Genomic DNA, 14,106 nt, shown 5'->3' on the forward strand with positions numbered 1-14,106 from the left:
CCGCCCTTTCGCGGGAAACGTCAGAGTTACTTGACGGTGACGCTGGCGCCGGCGCCCTCCAGGGCAGCCTTGGCCTTCTCCGCCTGCTCCTTGTTGACCTTGCCGTCGAAGACGGGCTTGGGAGCGCCGTCCACGAGGTCCTTGGCCTCCTTGAGGCCCAGGCTGGTCAGAGCGCGGATCTCCTTGATGACCTGGATCTTCTTGTCGCCGGCCGACTCGAGGATGACCTCGAACTCGTCCTGCTCCTCGGCCTCCTCGGCGGCGGGCGCGCCCGGGGCGGCAGCCGCGGCGACGGCGACCGGAGCGGCGGCCTTGACGTCGAAGGTCTCCTCGAAGAGCTTCACGAAGTCGGACAGCTCAAGGAGGGTCATCTCCTTGAAGGACTCGAGCAGCTCGTCGGTGCTGAGCTTCGCCATGGTGTGTTCCTCCGTGTGGATCTAGCAAAAACGTGCAGGGACCGCGGTGTGCGCTTCCCCCCAGGTCCGTGGTGGACGGACCTACTCGCCGGCCTCTTCGCGCTTGGCGCGCAGGGCCTCGGCCAGTCGAGCCATGTTGGTCGGCAGCGCGGCGAAGGTGGCGGCAGCCTGGGACTGCTTCGCCTTCAGCGCACCGGCCAGCTTCGCGAGGAGGATCTCGCGGGACTCAAGGTCGGCAAGCTTGGAGATCTCGGTCGGGGTCATCGACTTGCCGTCGACGACACCACCCTTGATCACCAGAAGGGGGTTGGCCTTGGCGAAATCACGCAGGCCCTTGGCCGTCTCGACCACGTCGCCCTTGACGAACGCGATCGCGGTCGGGCCCTGGAACAGGTCGTCCAGAGCGGTGATCCCGGCGTTGTTCGCCGCGATCTTAGCCAGCGTGTTCTTCGCCACGGCGAACTTCGCATTCCCACCGAGAGAAACGCGCAGCTCCTTGAGCTGAGCGACGGTGAGACCGCGGTATTCGGTCAGAACGGCGCCGCTGGAGCCTTCGAACTCATTCTCGAGTTCGGCAACCGCGGTCACCTTATCCGCCCTCGCCATGGGCCTCCTTCCAGATGTGCCACCGGCGAAGGCGTCCAGAAAAAGGAGGAGCCCCGGCGCAGGCGCACGGGGCTGACACAGGCGCGAACGCGCCCGAAGCTCACATCACACCTACGCTGGTCGCCCACTGAGCGGATCCTTCGGTCACCGGACTTGGCAGTCCGACGACGACCGGCGGTCTTTGGCAAACGCCAGAATAGAGCCCCGACCCCCTGGACGCCAAATCAGTTGCCGTGGACGCTTTGCGGCAGCTCCCCGACCTCGTCCGCGGGCGGCGTCTCGATCGCCACGGACTCGTTGAACGACGTGAAGGCGACGGTGGCGTTGAACGAGCCCCGGCCGGGGGTGCCGTTCAGCGTGATCTTCCGGGGCAGGCCGTCGGCGTCGATCCACGCGTCGAACTTCATGTCGTCGATCTTGGCCATACCGGCCTCCGCCTTGGCGCGTACCTCTGGGGCGAGCTGCTTCACGGCCTCCGCCACCGGGAAGGTGCCCGAGTAGTGCGTGGTGTCCACCCCGCCGACCTGCTCGCCGCCGACCGCCTTGACGTCCTTGGAGGCCGTCAGGAGCGCCACGCTGGTCTTGAGGTCGATCTGCTGGGCCCGGCTGAGGATCTCGTCCACGTTGACGCCTCCGGAGGCGCCGAGCTTCCGGAGATCAAGCTTGATCCACGGCTTGCTCGCGCCCACTAGGGTCTTGAGCATGTCGTACTTCACGTAAACGGTGTCGCCCTGGAGGATCAGCCGGATCCCGCCGGGAACGTTCTGGCCGTCCACGGTGATCTGGTCGAGCGTGAGGTCCGTGGCCAGCGTGGGCTTCTGTTGGAAGCGCATCTTGCCCTGGATGGTGCCGGTGCGTTCCGTGGGGGCCGAGAAGTCCACGACGAGGTCCGCGGTGTAGGAGGTGACGTTCTGAGCCTTCTCGGAGGCCTGCTGCAGCACCTCGGACGCGGACAGCCTCACGTTCCCCAGCGAGGTCGCGGCAGGGGCGCATCCCGCGACCCCGATCACGGCGACCGCCCCGGCGGCCAGCAGAAGTCGGCGCATGTCTTGAGTCCCTTCAAGTCCGGATGACTGCCCTTGACCCTATGGTGCCCGCCTCGCCGACGCGCGATCTGCGCGGCATCCCGACATTCCGTACACGAGAAAACCCCTGCCCGGACATCCGGACAGGGGTTCTCTCAGGTGTGTGAGATCAGGCGTCGATCTCGGCGGTCAGCGCCCGCGTCACGTTCGGGTCGACCGGGATGCCCGGGCCCATGGACGTGGTGAAGGTGACCTTCTTGAGGTAACGGCCCTTGGCGGCCGACGGCTTGAGACGCAGCACCTCGTCGAGGGCGGCGGCGTAGTTCTCGACGAGCTGACGCTCCTCGAAGGACGCCTTGCCGATGATGAAGTGCAGGTTCGCGTGCCGGTCGACACGGAACTCGATCTTGCCGCCCTTGATGTCGGTGACGGCCTTGCCGACGGCCGGGGTGACGGTCCCGGTCTTCGGGTTGGGCATGAGACCGCGCGGACCGAGCACGCGGCCGAGGCGGCCGACCTTGCCCATCAGGTCCGGGGTCGCGACGACGGCGTCGAAGTCGAGACGGCCCTTGGCCACTTCCTCGATCAGGTCGTCGGCGCCCACGATGTCGGCGCCCGCGGCGCGCGCCTCCTCGGCACGGTCGCCGGTCGCGAAGACCAGGACCCGGGCGGTCTTACCGGTGCCGTGCGGGAGGTTGACGGTGCCACGGACCATCTGGTCCGCCTTGCGCGGGTCGACGCCCAGACGCAGGGCGACCTCGACGGTGGCGTCGAACTTGGTGGTCGCGGTCTTCTTCGCCAGCCGGACGCCGTCCAGCGGGCTGTAGAAGTGGTCGCGGTCGACCTGGCCGGCCGCGTTCTTCCAGTTCTTGCTGCGCTTCACTTCAGGCTCCTCATGGAGTTCGTGGTCCGGGCCGGCGCTGGCCCTGCCACAGTGCTTGTCTGCGTCGGCGGGTACTACTCGGCGATCGTGATGCCCATCGACCGGGCAGTGCCGGCGATGATCTTCTCAGCGGCCTCGACGTCGTTGGCGTTGAGGTCCTGCATCTTGGTCTCGGCGATCTGACGCAGCTGGTCCTTGGTGAGCTTGCCCACCTTGTCCTTGTGCGGGTTCGCGCTGCCCTTCTGCAGACCGGCGGCCTTCTTGATCAGCTCGGGCGCCGGCGGCGTCTTCGTGACGAAGGTGAAGGTGCGGTCTTCGAAGATGGTGATCTCGACGGGGATGATGTTCCCCCGCTGGGCCTCCGTCGCAGCGTTGTACTGCTTGACGAATTCCATGATGTTGACGCCGTGCGGACCGAGCGCGGTACCGACCGGCGGCGCGGGCGTGGCCTGGCCAGCGGGAAGCTGGACCTTGACCAGTGCCGCGATCTTCTTCTTGGGAGGCATGCTCTCTCCGGGTCCTTGACTACTTGAATCTCTCAGCCCGAGCCCTCACCACGTGAGGACACGGCGACACCGTGATCGGTGCCGCCGCCCGGGCTCACCCTCACGACCGTGAGGACGACTAACGAGTCTATTCCAGGCCGTCAGATCTTCGAGACCTGGTTGAACGACAGCTCGACAGGGGTCTCGCGGCCGAAGATCGACACGAGCACCTTGAGCTTCTGCGACTCGATGCTGATCTCGCTGACCGTGGCGGGAAGCGTGGCGAACGGGCCGTCCATGACGGTGACGGACTCGCCGACCTCGAACTCGACGGTCGCGGCGGCCGCCTTGGAGGCCGCCTTCTTCACTTCCTCCGTCGGCTCGGGCGCCAGCAGCTTGGCGACCTCGTCGAGGTTCAGCGGGCTCGGCTTGTTCGAGAGGCCGACGAAGCCGGTGACGCCGGGCGTGTTGCGCACCGCGGCCCAGGACTCGTCGGTGAGGTCCATCCGAACCAGGACGTACCCCGGAAGCACACGCTCCTTGATCGGAGTCTTCTTGCCGCCCTTGAACTCCGTGATCGTGTGGGTCGGGACCTCGACCTGGAAGATGTAGTCCTCCATGTTGAGGGACCCGGTACGGCTCTCGATGTTCTGCTTCACGCGGTTCTCATAGCCGGCGTAGGAGTGGATCACGTACCACTCGCCGAACTGGCCGCGGAGCTGGCGCTTGAACTCCTCGACGGGGTCGATCTCCGGGACGACATCGCCGTCTTCGTCGACCTCTGCCACGGCCTCGCCCGAGTCGGCGTCAACATCAACGTCAGCGCCGTCCTCGCCGGCGGCAGCGGTGTCGTCGACCTTCTCTACGGCCTCGTCCGGCTCGGTCTCCCACTCATCGCGGGAGCCATCGACCGGCAGCGGGGACTCGGACACGGTGACTCTTCCTCTTTCGTCGGTGACATGACGTGCGACGACCAGGGTCGGATCAGGATCCGCCGAAGACCACCAGCACACCCTTCGTCAGCAGGAAGTCTAGCCCGGCCACGATCGCAACCATGATCACAACAAAGCCGAGGACCACAGAAGTGTAAGTGATCAGATCCTTGCGCCTCGGCCAGATGACCTTATGCAGTTCGGCGACGACCTGCCGATAGAAAAGCGCGGGAGAGGTCCGCTTGGCCTTCTTCTCACCGCTCGGCTTGCCTGGCTTTCCAGCGGTCTCGCCGCGGGTGTCGATCGCCACAATCCTCACCTGATTCGTCGTGTCCATCGCAACTTGCGGCGCGCTTTCACGCCTTTGGTGCGCGGACCGCACTCCGCAGGGCACGAGGGACTCGAACCCCCAACCGCCGGTTTTGGAGACCGGTGCGCTACCAATTGCGCTAGTGCCCTAAGCCGTGCACCACGATACCCGAGAAACGGATCGACACCGCCGAACGTTTCCGTCGTGGCCCACTAGACGCTGAAGTGTACGTGGGAATGGCGACTTCGTCGAACCAGATCGTCCGCGCTGCTCAAAGCTACCTTGAGCGACCGTCCGGATGCTGGATAAGCGGAGAAGGATTCCCGCAGGTCTGAAACGATGGAGGCATGACCCGACCCCGCATCTCCGCGCGTATCTCCGCGATCTCAGAGTCCGCGACGCTGGCCGTGGACGCCAAGGCGAAGGCGATGAAGGCGGCCGGTCGGCCGGTCATCGGCTTCGGCGCCGGCGAGCCCGACTTCCCGACGCCCGACTACATCGTCGAGGCGGCCATCGAGGCGTGCCGGAACCCCAGGTTCCACAAGTACACGCCGGCCGGGGGTCTGCCCGAGCTCAAGCAGGCGATCGCCGAGAAGACGCTGCGCGACTCCGGGTTCCAGGTCGACGCCTCGCAGGTGCTGGTGACCAACGGCGGCAAGCAGGCCGTCTACGAGGCCTTCGCGACCCTGCTCGACCCGGGTGACGAGGTCCTGGTCGTCGCGCCCTACTGGACGACCTATCCGGAGGCGATCAAGCTCGCCGGCGGCGTCCAGGTCGACGTCGTGACCGACGAGACGACGGGATACCTCGCGTCGGTCGAGCAGCTGGAGGAGAAGCTCACCGAGCGGACCAAGGTGCTGCTGTTCGTCTCACCGTCCAACCCGACCGGAGCCGTCTACTCGCCCGCGCAGGTCGAGGAGATCGGCCGCTGGGCGCTGGACAAGGGTCTCTGGGTCGTCACCGACGAGATCTACGAGCACCTCGTGTACGGCGGCGCGACGTTCTCCAGCATCGCGACGGCCGTGCCCGAGTTGCGCGAGCGCGTGGTCGTCCTCAACGGCGTGGCCAAGACGTACGCGATGACCGGCTGGCGGGTGGGCTGGCTGATCGGGCCGTCCGACGTCGTGAAGGCCGCGACGAACCTGCAGTCGCACGCCACCTCCAACGTGTCGAACGTGGCCCAGGCCGCCGCCCTCGCCGCCGTCTCCGGCGACCTGTCGGCCGTCGCGAAGATGCGTGAGGCGTTCGACCGCCGCCGGCAGACCATGGTCCGGATGCTCAACGAGATCCCGGGCGTGGCGTGCCCTGAACCGTTCGGCGCGTTCTACGCGTACCCGACCGTCAAGGCACTGCTGGGCAAGGAGATCCGCGGCCGGCGGCCGGCCTCCTCCGCCGAGCTGGCCGAGCTGATCCTCGAAGAGGCCGAGGTAGCCCTGGTGCCCGGCGAGGCGTTCGGCACCCCCGGCTACTTCCGCCTGTCGTACGCGTTGGGCGACGACGACCTCGTCGAGGGCGTCAGCCGCGTGGCCAAGCTGCTCACGGAAGCACACTGAGCCGCATAATCGCACAAACCGCACGAATCGTACGAAAGGCCCGGACCGCCATGGTCCGGGCCTTTCCGGTATCTTGCGGCACCCGCTGAGAGCGCCGTTCGCCGTCCGCGTGGCTACCGTACGCGGCGGCGCGAGACCCGTGCGGATCTTCAGCTCTCGACGACCACTCCCTCGGCGATCTTCTTGATCTCCGCGTTGGCGGCGTCGTCCCCGAGCTTCTGGACGAACGCCGGGCTGAGCATGATCTCCACCGCGAAGTCGTCACGCGGGAACCAAACCAGCGTGAGGGTGGTCTCGGGAGTGCTCGCCGCGACGTCGCCGCCCTCGGTGAGCGAGCCGATATATCCCCGCTTGCCGTGGATCTTCACTGGGGCGCCCTTGGCGTAGCCACGCCGGTCACGGGCGGCCTTCCCCTTGAAGACCACCGCCTGCACCGAGTACTGCCCGGTGCTCGCCAGGCTCGGCTCGACCCACGTGGTGGTAAAGCTGGTCTTGCCGAAGCCGTCCTTGCCCGACCACTTGCCCCATTCGAGGCCGTCGGGCAGGTAATCCAGATGAACACCGCCGAAGGTTCGGCCGTCACCCAGGTCACCGAGGTCCTGCAGCGGATTGTCCCCGGCGGGCACGGCCGACGGTGCCGACGTCGGCGCGGGGGCCGTCGCGATGGTGACCTCCACGGTGGAGCCTTCCGGGGCCACGGTCCCGCCGACCGGCTGCTGCGCGATGATCGTTCCCGGCTGCTGCCCTTCGGTGACGACCTTCTTCCAGCCCACCACGAAACCGGCGGTCTCCAGGATCTCCCTGACGCCCTCGTTGGTGACCCCGACGACGTTCGGCACGACATTTCCGGAGATGGCGCGATCGTCACCCGCGGGCTCGGACGTTCCGATCGCAGGCGTCCCCACCGGTGCCGCCGCCGGAGCCGCCGTCGAGGCCAGGTAGACCGGTATGGCTCCCGCCACCGCGGCCGTCAGCAGCGCGGCTCCCGCCGTACGAAACCGGACGACCTGGCGACGGTTGCGCCGCCGGATCCGCTGCCCCATCGACGGCGGGGCCTGGACGCCGGCCACCCGGGAGGCCATGGCCTCCTTCAGCGTGTCTTCCACGTTCACGTCCACGTTCATGCCGACGCTCCTTCCAGCGTTCCCAGGCGTGTGCGGATTCTCGCCAGACCACGCGCGGCCTGGCTCTTCACGGTCCCGACCGAGCAGCCGAGCGAGGCCGCCGTCTCGGCCTCGGACATGTCCTCCCAGTACCGCAGGACCAGTACGGCGCGCATCCGCGCCGGAAGCTTCCCCAGTTCGGCCAGCAGGAGGTCCCGCAGGCCGGGGTCGGGCGATTCCACGGGCGTGTCGGGAGGGCTCGCGAAGGTGATCTCCTGGATCACCCGCCTCCTGCGCGCTTTCGTGATCGCGGCGTTCACCACGACCCGGCGCGCGTACGCCTCGGGGTTGTCGCGTCGGATGCGCGGCCAGTGCCGGTACACCTTCTCCAGCGCGCCCTGGACCAGGTCTTCGGCGTCGTGTGGGGACGCGCCGCAGACCAGGATCGCGGTGCGGAGCAGGGCGGTGCTTCGCGCGGCCAGGAACTCGTCGAAGGCCGCCTCGTCTTCTTCCGTCATGAGCTCCCCTTTCGCCCGTCCACAACGCGTGAAGGGCGTACGAGGTTGAGACACGATGCGGCAGGATATGGAAATGCCGCGCTCACTCGACAAACTCCCCAAAGCCCACCTGCATCTGCACTTCACAGGCTCGATGCGGCATACGACGCTGATCGAGCTCGCCGGGGAGCATGGGGTCCACCTGCCTGACGCGCTGGTTCAGGACTGGCCGCCGAAGCTGCGCGCGACGGACGAGCGCGGCTGGTTCAGGTTCCAGCGGCTGTACGACATCGCGCGATCGGTGCTCAGGCGTCCCGAGGACATCTACCGCCTGCTCAGGGAAGCGGCGGAGGACGAGGCCGCCGAGGGCTCGCGCTGGCTGGAGATCCAGGTGGACCCGTCCGGGTACGCAGCCCGTTTCGGCGGACTGACCTCGATGCTGGAGTTGACGCTCGACGCCGTGGCGCGGGCCGCGAGCTCGACGGGCGTGGGCATCGCGGTGATCGTGGCGGCGAACCGCACCCGGCATCCCCTCGACGCGCGGACGCTCGCCCGGCTGGCCGCGCAGTACGCGGGGCGGGGCGTGGTGGGCTTCGGCCTGTCGAACGACGAGCGTCGCGGCCGCGCCCGCGACTTCGACGCCGCGTTCCGCATCGCCAAGCGGGCCGGGCTGCTGGCCGTACCTCACGGTGGGGAGCTGATGGGCGCGGCCAGCGTCGCGGAGTGCGTCGACGACCTGGACGCCGACCGGATCGGGCACGGCATCCGCGCGGCCGAGGACGACCGTCTGCTCGAGCGCCTCGCCGACCGGCAGATCGCCTGCGAGGTGTGCCCGCTGTCGAACGTGGGACTCGGCGTGGCCGCGAACCCGGAGAACGTGCCGGTGCGGAAGCTGTTCGACGCGGGGGTCCCGATCGCGTTCGGCGCGGACGACCCGCTGCTGTTCGGCGCCCGCCTGCTTCCGCAGTACGAGCTCGCGCGGGATGTGTACGGCTTCACGGACGCGGAGGTCGCCGAGGTGGCCCGGCAGTCGATCCGGTCGTCAATGGCTCCGGACTCGTTCAAGAAGGAGCTCCTCGGAGAGATCGACGTCTGGCTCACCCAGCCGCAGTAGCCGTCGAGAGCGCCCGCTCAGTGTCCGGGGCCGGGATGCGGGCGGCTGGACTCGGGCCGCCGCGCGGGATCGCCGGAGTCGCGCCGCCTGGGGTGGCGCATCCCGCGTCGTAGCGCGAGTGAGTGCTCTCGGTGGCGGTGCGCGAGAACGCGATCCTCGCCGATCTCGTGAAGCCACTCCCTGCCGTAGTCCCGCATCATGCCGAGCATGCGGAACCGCTGGCCGTTCCGGATCACCACGGACTTGTCCGCGAGCCGGGCCAGGAGGTAGGGCACGCCCGCCAGGCGGTCGTCGGCGCACACGTCCGCCGCGGCCTCGGCGTCGAACGTCCCGCCGAACACCGAGAGCCTGGCCCACAGCAGGCGTTCCTCCGGGGTGCACAGCTCGTGGCTCCACCCCACCGCCGTGCGCAGCGTCCGGTGCCGGCCGGTACGGCCGCCGCCGGCGAGCAGCGAGAACCGGTCATCGATGCGGTCGAGCAGTTCGCCCGCCGTCAGGGCGCGCAGCCGCCTGGCGGCGAGTTCCAGCGCCAGGGGGACGCCGTCCAGCCGCCGGCAGAGCCGTACGACGGCGTCGGAGCACTCGAACCCGGGCCGCACCGCGAGGGCCCGCTCACGGAACAGCCGTACGGCGTCGCAGTCCTCCTCGGTCACCGGGAGCGGCCGGACGGCGTGGACGCGCTCGCCGGGGAGGCCCAGGGGTTCCCTGCTGGTCGCCAGGACGCGCACGCCGGGGGCGGCCCGCAGGATCTGGCCGACCAGCGCCCGGCAGGGGCCGATGAGGTGCTCGCACGTGTCGAGGATCAGCAGCATCCGCCGGTCGGCGAGGTGTTCGGCGAGGACGTCCCCCTGGGGGCGCGCCGCCTGCTCTCTCAGGCCGATCGCGGCGCCGATCGTGTGGGCCAGCAGGGCGCCGTTGCGCTCCCCGGACAGTTCGGCCAGCCAGGCGCCGCCGTGCAGCCGTCCCGCCGCCTTCAGCGCGAGCCTGGTCTTGCCCACCCCCGCCACGCCGGTCAGCGTGACCAGGGATTCCTGCCGCAGGAGCCGCTCCACCTCGGCGAGATCCGCGTCCCGCCCCAGGAAGGTACTCGTCTCCGCGGGCAGGTTTCCTCGCCGTCCCAGCGCGTCGGTCACCAGATCCGCCCTCTCATGCATGGCCGCCCAGCCAATCATGAGTGCGTAACCGTACGACTACTCTGGGTGGAGGATTGCCCCACCCCGATGAACAATCCCCCTCCGGAGTGGGAGGTTCGGCGGCGAGACGGTCCCCCTCGGCCCAACCCCGCCGCCGAACCCTGCCGCGACGTCGTCCCCCGCCGCGCGGCATCGACCGGACGGCTTCCCCTCAACGGGCCGGCCGGATACGAAAAGTATCGAGAAGGATGCGATCCGTGACATCGGGACGATGACCGATGCCGGTGGCGCCGGATGCGCGCCGGGCATCCCCACACCGTCCGGTCGGCGCGCCGGCGACCACCGCACCGCCCGGGTGTGGTCTGTCAGGACCGCGCGGAGCGGCGGACCGCGACCCAGGCTGCGATCTGCACGCGGGACGACATGCGGAGTTTGGCCAGGATGTTCTCCACGTGGGTGTCGGCCGTCCGCTCAGCGATCATGAGCCGTTCCGCCAGCTCGCGGTTCGACAGCCCGTCCGCGATCAGCTCGGCCACCTGTGACTCCCTCGGGGTGAGGCAGGCGCCCTCCTTCGGCGGATCCCCGAGCGCCCGGCGGTAGACGGCGTCCAGGTCGAGGGCGGCCCCCTCGGCGAAAGCCGTACGGAACGTGGGTCCGCCGACGAGGCCGCGCGCGATGTCCGCGCACGTGGAGTGGCGGGCTCCCCAGTAGGGCGCCTCGTCCAGCCGGATGCCGGTCGAGCCGCCGAGGCCCTCAACGGCTCCCAGCAGCGTCGCGGCGAGCCCTCCCCTGCCGGTGGCGGCGGCGATCCAGGACTGGAGCTCGAACCCGGCGAGCGCGCCGGCCAGGTCGCCGAGGTCCCGGCTGAGCCGGATCGACTCCCGATTCTGCTCCTCGGCGCCGACCAGGTCGCCGTTCTCCCAGCCGAGGACGGCCAGGCCCTGGTGCGCGACGGAGCGGCTCCAGCAGTCCCCGGTGAGCGCGCTTCGCCACATGGCGTCGTCCAGGACCTCGCGGGCGCGCTCGCCGCCGGATCTGGCCAGGGAGAGGCCCGCCTGGCCGAGAACGCACGCGGGACTCTGGCCGAGGAGCCACACCGGGCCGGCGCCTCCCCGTGCGGCGAGCACCGCGTCGAAGCCCCGGACCGCGTTCTCGTCGTCGCCCGCGGCGAACGCGACCACGGCCGCCGCGTGGATCCCCCATACGGCGGTCCCCAGGCTGCGGCGGCACTCCTCCATGCGAGTGCGGGCCCGCCCTACGTCGAAGTGCCGGGCCTCCACCCAGGCGGCGGCCCAGAGGGCCTTGACGCGGTGGGGGGTGGGCCGTCCGCTCGCCGCGAGCGCCCTTTCGAGGTAGTGGCGGCCCTCGCGGTGGCCTCCGCAGGCGATCCAGAGCGGCCACAGCGTCCCGGCGAGCTCGATCGCGGCCCGGGGATCCCCGGCGAGGGAGTGGTCGAGGGCGGCGAGGAAGTTGGGCAGGTCCTCGGTCATCCGCCGGGCCCACGCGAGCTGCGCCGGCCCCGCCCACTCCGCCTCCGCCCTGCGGGCGAGCCGCAGGTAGGCGTCCCGGTGACGGTCGCGCGCCGCCTCCTCCTCACCCAGCTCCCGCAGGCGCTCCGCCCCGTAGGCGCGAACGGCGTGCAGCAGGCGATAGCGGTCGCCCTCGCGCGACAGGACGGACTTCTCGACGAGCCGGGCCAGCAGGGCGAACACATCACCGCGCGAGAGCGCGCCCCCCGCGCACACCTCCTCGGCCGTCTCGCGGTCGAAGCCGTGCGAGAACACCGACAGCCGGGCCCACAGCAGCCTCTCGCGGGGTTCGCACAGCTCGTGGCTCCAACCGATCGCGGTGCGCAGCGTCCGATGCCTGCTCTCCCCCGTGTCGCAATCGGGTCGCCGTAGCAGCCGGAACCGGTCAGGGAGCCGGGCCGTGATGTCCGTGACGGACAGCGCGCGCAGCCGGGTGGCGGCCAGCTCGATCGCGAGCGGGACGCCGTCGAGACCCTCGCAGAGCCGTACGACCTGGTCACGGTTGGTCCCGTCGACCACGAAGTCGGGCACCGTGGCCACGGCCCGATCGGCGAACAGCGTCACCGCGTCGTCCCCGAGCGGGAGAACGGTCACGACGTGCTCGCCCGGCACGTCCAGGGGCTCCCTGCCTGTGGTCAGGACGCGGAGCCCCGGGCAGCGCTCCAGCAGCCCGCCGACCAGCTCGGCGCACGCGCCCAGCAGGTGCTCGCAGGTGTCGAGGAGGAGAAGCATCCGCCGGCCGCCGATGTGTTCGGCGAGCGCGCCGGTGCCCGGCCCGTCGGAACCGCCGGCGTTGTGCGAGGCGCCGGAGCCGGGGCCGCCGAGCGTCTCGGCGATCAGTGGGGCGAGATCGCGCGGGTCGCGGAGCGAGGAGAGCTCCACCAGCCAGACGCCGTCGGGGAACCGCCGGTGCGCGTCGGCCGCGACGCGGTGCGCGAGCCTGCTCTTGCCCACTCCTCCGGCGCCGGTGAGAGTGACCAGGCGGGTACGGCCCAGCAGTCCCGCGACGTGCTCCCGCTCGTCCGCGCGGCCGACGAAACTGGCCGGCTCGGCGGGCAGGTTGCCGATCAACGGTCACCGCGCCGCTGGGCGACCCAGGCGGCGACCTGGGTGCGGGAGGAGAAGTTGAGCTTGGCCAGGATGTGCTCCATGTGCGCCTCCGCGGTGCGCTTGGAGATCACCAGCTTCTCGGCCACCTCGCGGTTGGACAGGCCGTCCGCGACCAGTTCGGCGACCTCGTGCTCGCGCCGGGTCAGCACCCGCGGGCGCTCCAGATCGTCCAGACGGCGCACGCCGCCCATGGGCCGGGCGGCCCCGCTCCAACCGAGAACACCGCGGTTCCCGTCGAGTGCGCGGTCGCGTGGTTCGGCGAGGCGTTCGGCCTCCATGGCTCCGGGGCCGCGCGGACGCCTGGCGGTGTGGGCGCGTACGGCCTCCGGCACGCGGAACCGGACCTCACCGCCGCTCTCCTCGCGCAGCAGGACCGACTTGTCGATCAGGCCGATGAGGGCGTCGAGGATCTCGGCGTGCGGCGGCCCGTCCGGGCAGGCCCGTTCGGCGTGCCGTTCGGCGTACTGTTCGGCGTCCGCGAGGCGGAACGGGCCGGGGAACGCGGCCAGGGCGGCCCACACGAGCCGCTCGGCGGGCGAGCACAGCTCAAGGGCGCGGTCCACGGCCCTCCTGGCGGGCATCTCGTGGAACGGGTCGTCGAGCAGCTCCTCGATCGCCTGCTCCGGCGTGGCGCGCAGCCGTTCCGCGGCCAGCTCGATCGCGAGGGGCATCCGCCCGAGACGCTCGCACAGCCGGAGCGCGGCCTTCCGGTGCAGGTCCGTGATCGCGCGGCCGGGAGCGCGCCGGGCGAGCAGGCTGACGGCGTCGGCGGAGGGCAGCGGGCCGAGGGGAAGCAGGTGCTCGCCCACGACGCCGAGCGAGCGCCGCCCCGTCGCGAGGATCCGCAGGCCGGGCACGCTCCTGAGCAGCGACTCCGCGAGCACCGCGCAGGGACTGGCGAGGTGCTCGATCCCGTCGAGGACGAGCAGGAGCCGACTGTCCCGCGCGTACGATCCGGGACTTGCCGCCGCTCCAGGACTGGCCTTCACTTCGGCACCGTCCTGCGCTCCGGAGGCGACCGTACGCGTGAGCGTGCCCGGATCCCTCACCTGGGAGACGTCCACCCTGTGGACTCCGTCGGCGAAGGCCTTGCGCATGATCCACGCGGCCTCCTCCGCCAGCCGCGACTTCCCGGCACCGGAGAGCCCGGTCAGGGTCACCAGTCGCGAACGGCCGAGCAGCCGTCTGATCTGCGCAATCTCGGCCCGGCGGCCGACGAAGGCCGGAAGATCGCGTCGCTCCATCGCAGCCTCGAATCGTGGGGGGACTTCACTGCACCCGGCGCTCCGGTTCACGAATGGTAACCCCGGCATCGCGCACGGGAACGGGCGTTTCACCGGTTGCCATACGGGAACGGGAATCCGCCGTACGAGGCGGGGCATTAGACTCGGCGCCACTGCCAGCACGCGA

General features: G+C 70.0%; 14 protein-coding genes and 1 tRNA gene. 2 read left to right on the forward strand and 13 right to left on the reverse strand.

Annotated elements, in window-relative coordinates; all coding sequences use genetic code 11:
* Window positions 1–26 precede the first annotated feature (26 nt).
* From rplL to QSK17_RS02120, 8 genes are all read right to left on the reverse strand, one after another.
* On the reverse strand, window positions 27–416 hold the full coding sequence (gene rplL, locus QSK17_RS02085) for a 50S ribosomal protein L7/L12 (protein ID WP_285702606.1): 390 nt from the start codon (window positions 414–416) through the stop codon (window positions 27–29).
* Between the two features lie 81 nt (window positions 417–497).
* On the reverse strand, window positions 498–1,022 hold the full coding sequence (rplJ, locus tag QSK17_RS02090) for a 50S ribosomal protein L10 (RefSeq protein ID WP_285702607.1): 525 nt from the start codon (window positions 1,020–1,022) through the stop codon (window positions 498–500).
* Between the two features lie 224 nt (window positions 1,023–1,246).
* Window positions 1,247–2,068 (reverse strand): SCO4651 family lipoprotein, encoded by an 822-nt coding sequence (locus tag QSK17_RS02095; RefSeq protein ID WP_285702608.1) that lies wholly within the window; start codon window positions 2,066–2,068, stop codon window positions 1,247–1,249.
* 148 nt (window positions 2,069–2,216) lie between these two features.
* A complete protein-coding gene (gene rplA, locus QSK17_RS02100) occupies window positions 2,217–2,930 on the reverse strand; it encodes a 50S ribosomal protein L1 (protein WP_285702609.1) in 714 nt (237 codons plus the stop codon).
* Window positions 2,931–3,004: 74 nt separating this feature from the next.
* Entirely contained in the window at window positions 3,005–3,436 is a 432-nt protein-coding gene (gene rplK, locus QSK17_RS02105) for a 50S ribosomal protein L11 (protein WP_285702610.1), read from the reverse strand.
* 140 nt (window positions 3,437–3,576) lie between these two features.
* Window positions 3,577–4,347 (reverse strand): transcription termination/antitermination protein NusG, encoded by a 771-nt coding sequence (nusG, locus tag QSK17_RS02110; protein ID WP_285702611.1) that lies wholly within the window; start codon window positions 4,345–4,347, stop codon window positions 3,577–3,579.
* A gap of 52 nt (window positions 4,348–4,399) precedes the next feature.
* On the reverse strand, window positions 4,400–4,657 hold the full coding sequence (gene secE, locus QSK17_RS02115; RefSeq protein WP_285702612.1) for a preprotein translocase subunit SecE: 258 nt from the start codon (window positions 4,655–4,657) through the stop codon (window positions 4,400–4,402).
* Between the two features lie 76 nt (window positions 4,658–4,733).
* Window positions 4,734–4,806, reverse strand: a tRNA-Trp gene (locus tag QSK17_RS02120).
* A 198-nt stretch (window positions 4,807–5,004) separates the two neighbouring features.
* Here QSK17_RS02120 and QSK17_RS02125 point away from each other — a divergent pair.
* Complete coding sequence (locus QSK17_RS02125; protein WP_285702613.1) at window positions 5,005–6,210, forward strand: pyridoxal phosphate-dependent aminotransferase; 1,206 nt, start codon at window positions 5,005–5,007, stop codon at window positions 6,208–6,210.
* A gap of 149 nt (window positions 6,211–6,359) precedes the next feature.
* Here QSK17_RS02125 and QSK17_RS02130 read toward each other — a convergent pair whose 3' ends face one another.
* Both QSK17_RS02130 and QSK17_RS02135 read right to left on the reverse strand, forming a co-directional pair.
* Window positions 6,360–7,334, reverse strand: coding sequence for a PASTA domain-containing protein (locus QSK17_RS02130; RefSeq protein WP_285702614.1), 975 nt, complete (start codon window positions 7,332–7,334; stop codon window positions 6,360–6,362).
* Window positions 7,331–7,831, reverse strand: coding sequence for a SigE family RNA polymerase sigma factor (locus tag QSK17_RS02135; RefSeq protein ID WP_285702615.1), 501 nt, complete (start codon window positions 7,829–7,831; stop codon window positions 7,331–7,333). Before QSK17_RS02135 ends, QSK17_RS02130 begins: the two co-directional genes overlap by 4 nt.
* Before the next feature lie 67 nt (window positions 7,832–7,898).
* Between QSK17_RS02135 and QSK17_RS02140 the strand changes: the two genes are divergently transcribed.
* The gene (locus tag QSK17_RS02140) at window positions 7,899–8,924 is read left to right on the forward strand and encodes an adenosine deaminase (RefSeq protein WP_285702616.1); all 1,026 of its coding nucleotides are present in this window, start codon (window positions 7,899–7,901) and stop codon (window positions 8,922–8,924) included.
* A 17-nt stretch (window positions 8,925–8,941) separates the two neighbouring features.
* Here the strand turns inward: QSK17_RS02140 and QSK17_RS02145 are convergent, their stop codons facing one another.
* The 3 genes from QSK17_RS02145 to QSK17_RS02155 form a co-directional block, all read right to left on the reverse strand.
* Window positions 8,942–10,078 carry an ATP-binding protein gene (locus tag QSK17_RS02145; protein WP_285702617.1) on the reverse strand — a complete coding sequence of 379 codons (1,137 nt, stop codon included), beginning with the start codon at window positions 10,076–10,078 and terminating at the stop codon, window positions 8,942–8,944.
* Between the two features lie 344 nt (window positions 10,079–10,422).
* Entirely contained in the window at window positions 10,423–12,657 is a 2,235-nt protein-coding gene (locus QSK17_RS02150) for an ATP-binding protein (RefSeq protein WP_285702618.1), read from the reverse strand.
* Window positions 12,654–13,940, reverse strand: coding sequence for a LuxR C-terminal-related transcriptional regulator (locus tag QSK17_RS02155; protein ID WP_285702619.1), 1,287 nt, complete (start codon window positions 13,938–13,940; stop codon window positions 12,654–12,656). Before QSK17_RS02155 ends, QSK17_RS02150 begins: the two co-directional genes overlap by 4 nt.
* Window positions 13,941–14,106 lie beyond the last annotated feature (166 nt).

The sequence above is a fragment of the Microtetraspora sp. NBRC 16547 genome, assembly GCF_030268965.1.
Classification (GTDB): Bacteria; Actinomycetota; Actinomycetes; order Streptosporangiales; family Streptosporangiaceae; genus Microtetraspora.

What these genes read in the sequence shown, in the direction of transcription:
- rplK (WP_285702610.1), bottom strand. Translation starts at nt 3,436, where the DNA reads ATGCCTCCCAAGAAGAAGATCGCGGCACTGGTCAAGGTCCAGCTTCCC.
- QSK17_RS02095 (WP_285702608.1), bottom strand. Translation starts at nt 2,068, where the DNA reads ATGCGCCGACTTCTGCTGGCCGCCGGGGCGGTCGCCGTGATCGGGGTC.
- rplJ (WP_285702607.1), bottom strand. Translation starts at nt 1,022, where the DNA reads ATGGCGAGGGCGGATAAGGTGACCGCGGTTGCCGAACTCGAGAATGAG.
- rplL (WP_285702606.1), bottom strand. Translation starts at nt 416, where the DNA reads ATGGCGAAGCTCAGCACCGACGAGCTGCTCGAGTCCTTCAAGGAGATG.
- QSK17_RS02155 (WP_285702619.1), bottom strand. Translation starts at nt 13,940, where the DNA reads ATGGAGCGACGCGATCTTCCGGCCTTCGTCGGCCGCCGGGCCGAGATT.
- QSK17_RS02125 (WP_285702613.1), top strand. Translation starts at nt 5,005, where the DNA reads ATGACCCGACCCCGCATCTCCGCGCGTATCTCCGCGATCTCAGAGTCC.
- QSK17_RS02140 (WP_285702616.1), top strand. Translation starts at nt 7,899, where the DNA reads ATGGAAATGCCGCGCTCACTCGACAAACTCCCCAAAGCCCACCTGCAT.
- QSK17_RS02135 (WP_285702615.1), bottom strand. Translation starts at nt 7,831, where the DNA reads ATGACGGAAGAAGACGAGGCGGCCTTCGACGAGTTCCTGGCCGCGCGA.
- QSK17_RS02145 (WP_285702617.1), bottom strand. Translation starts at nt 10,078, where the DNA reads ATGCATGAGAGGGCGGATCTGGTGACCGACGCGCTGGGACGGCGAGGA.
- QSK17_RS02130 (WP_285702614.1), bottom strand. Translation starts at nt 7,334, where the DNA reads ATGAACGTGGACGTGAACGTGGAAGACACGCTGAAGGAGGCCATGGCC.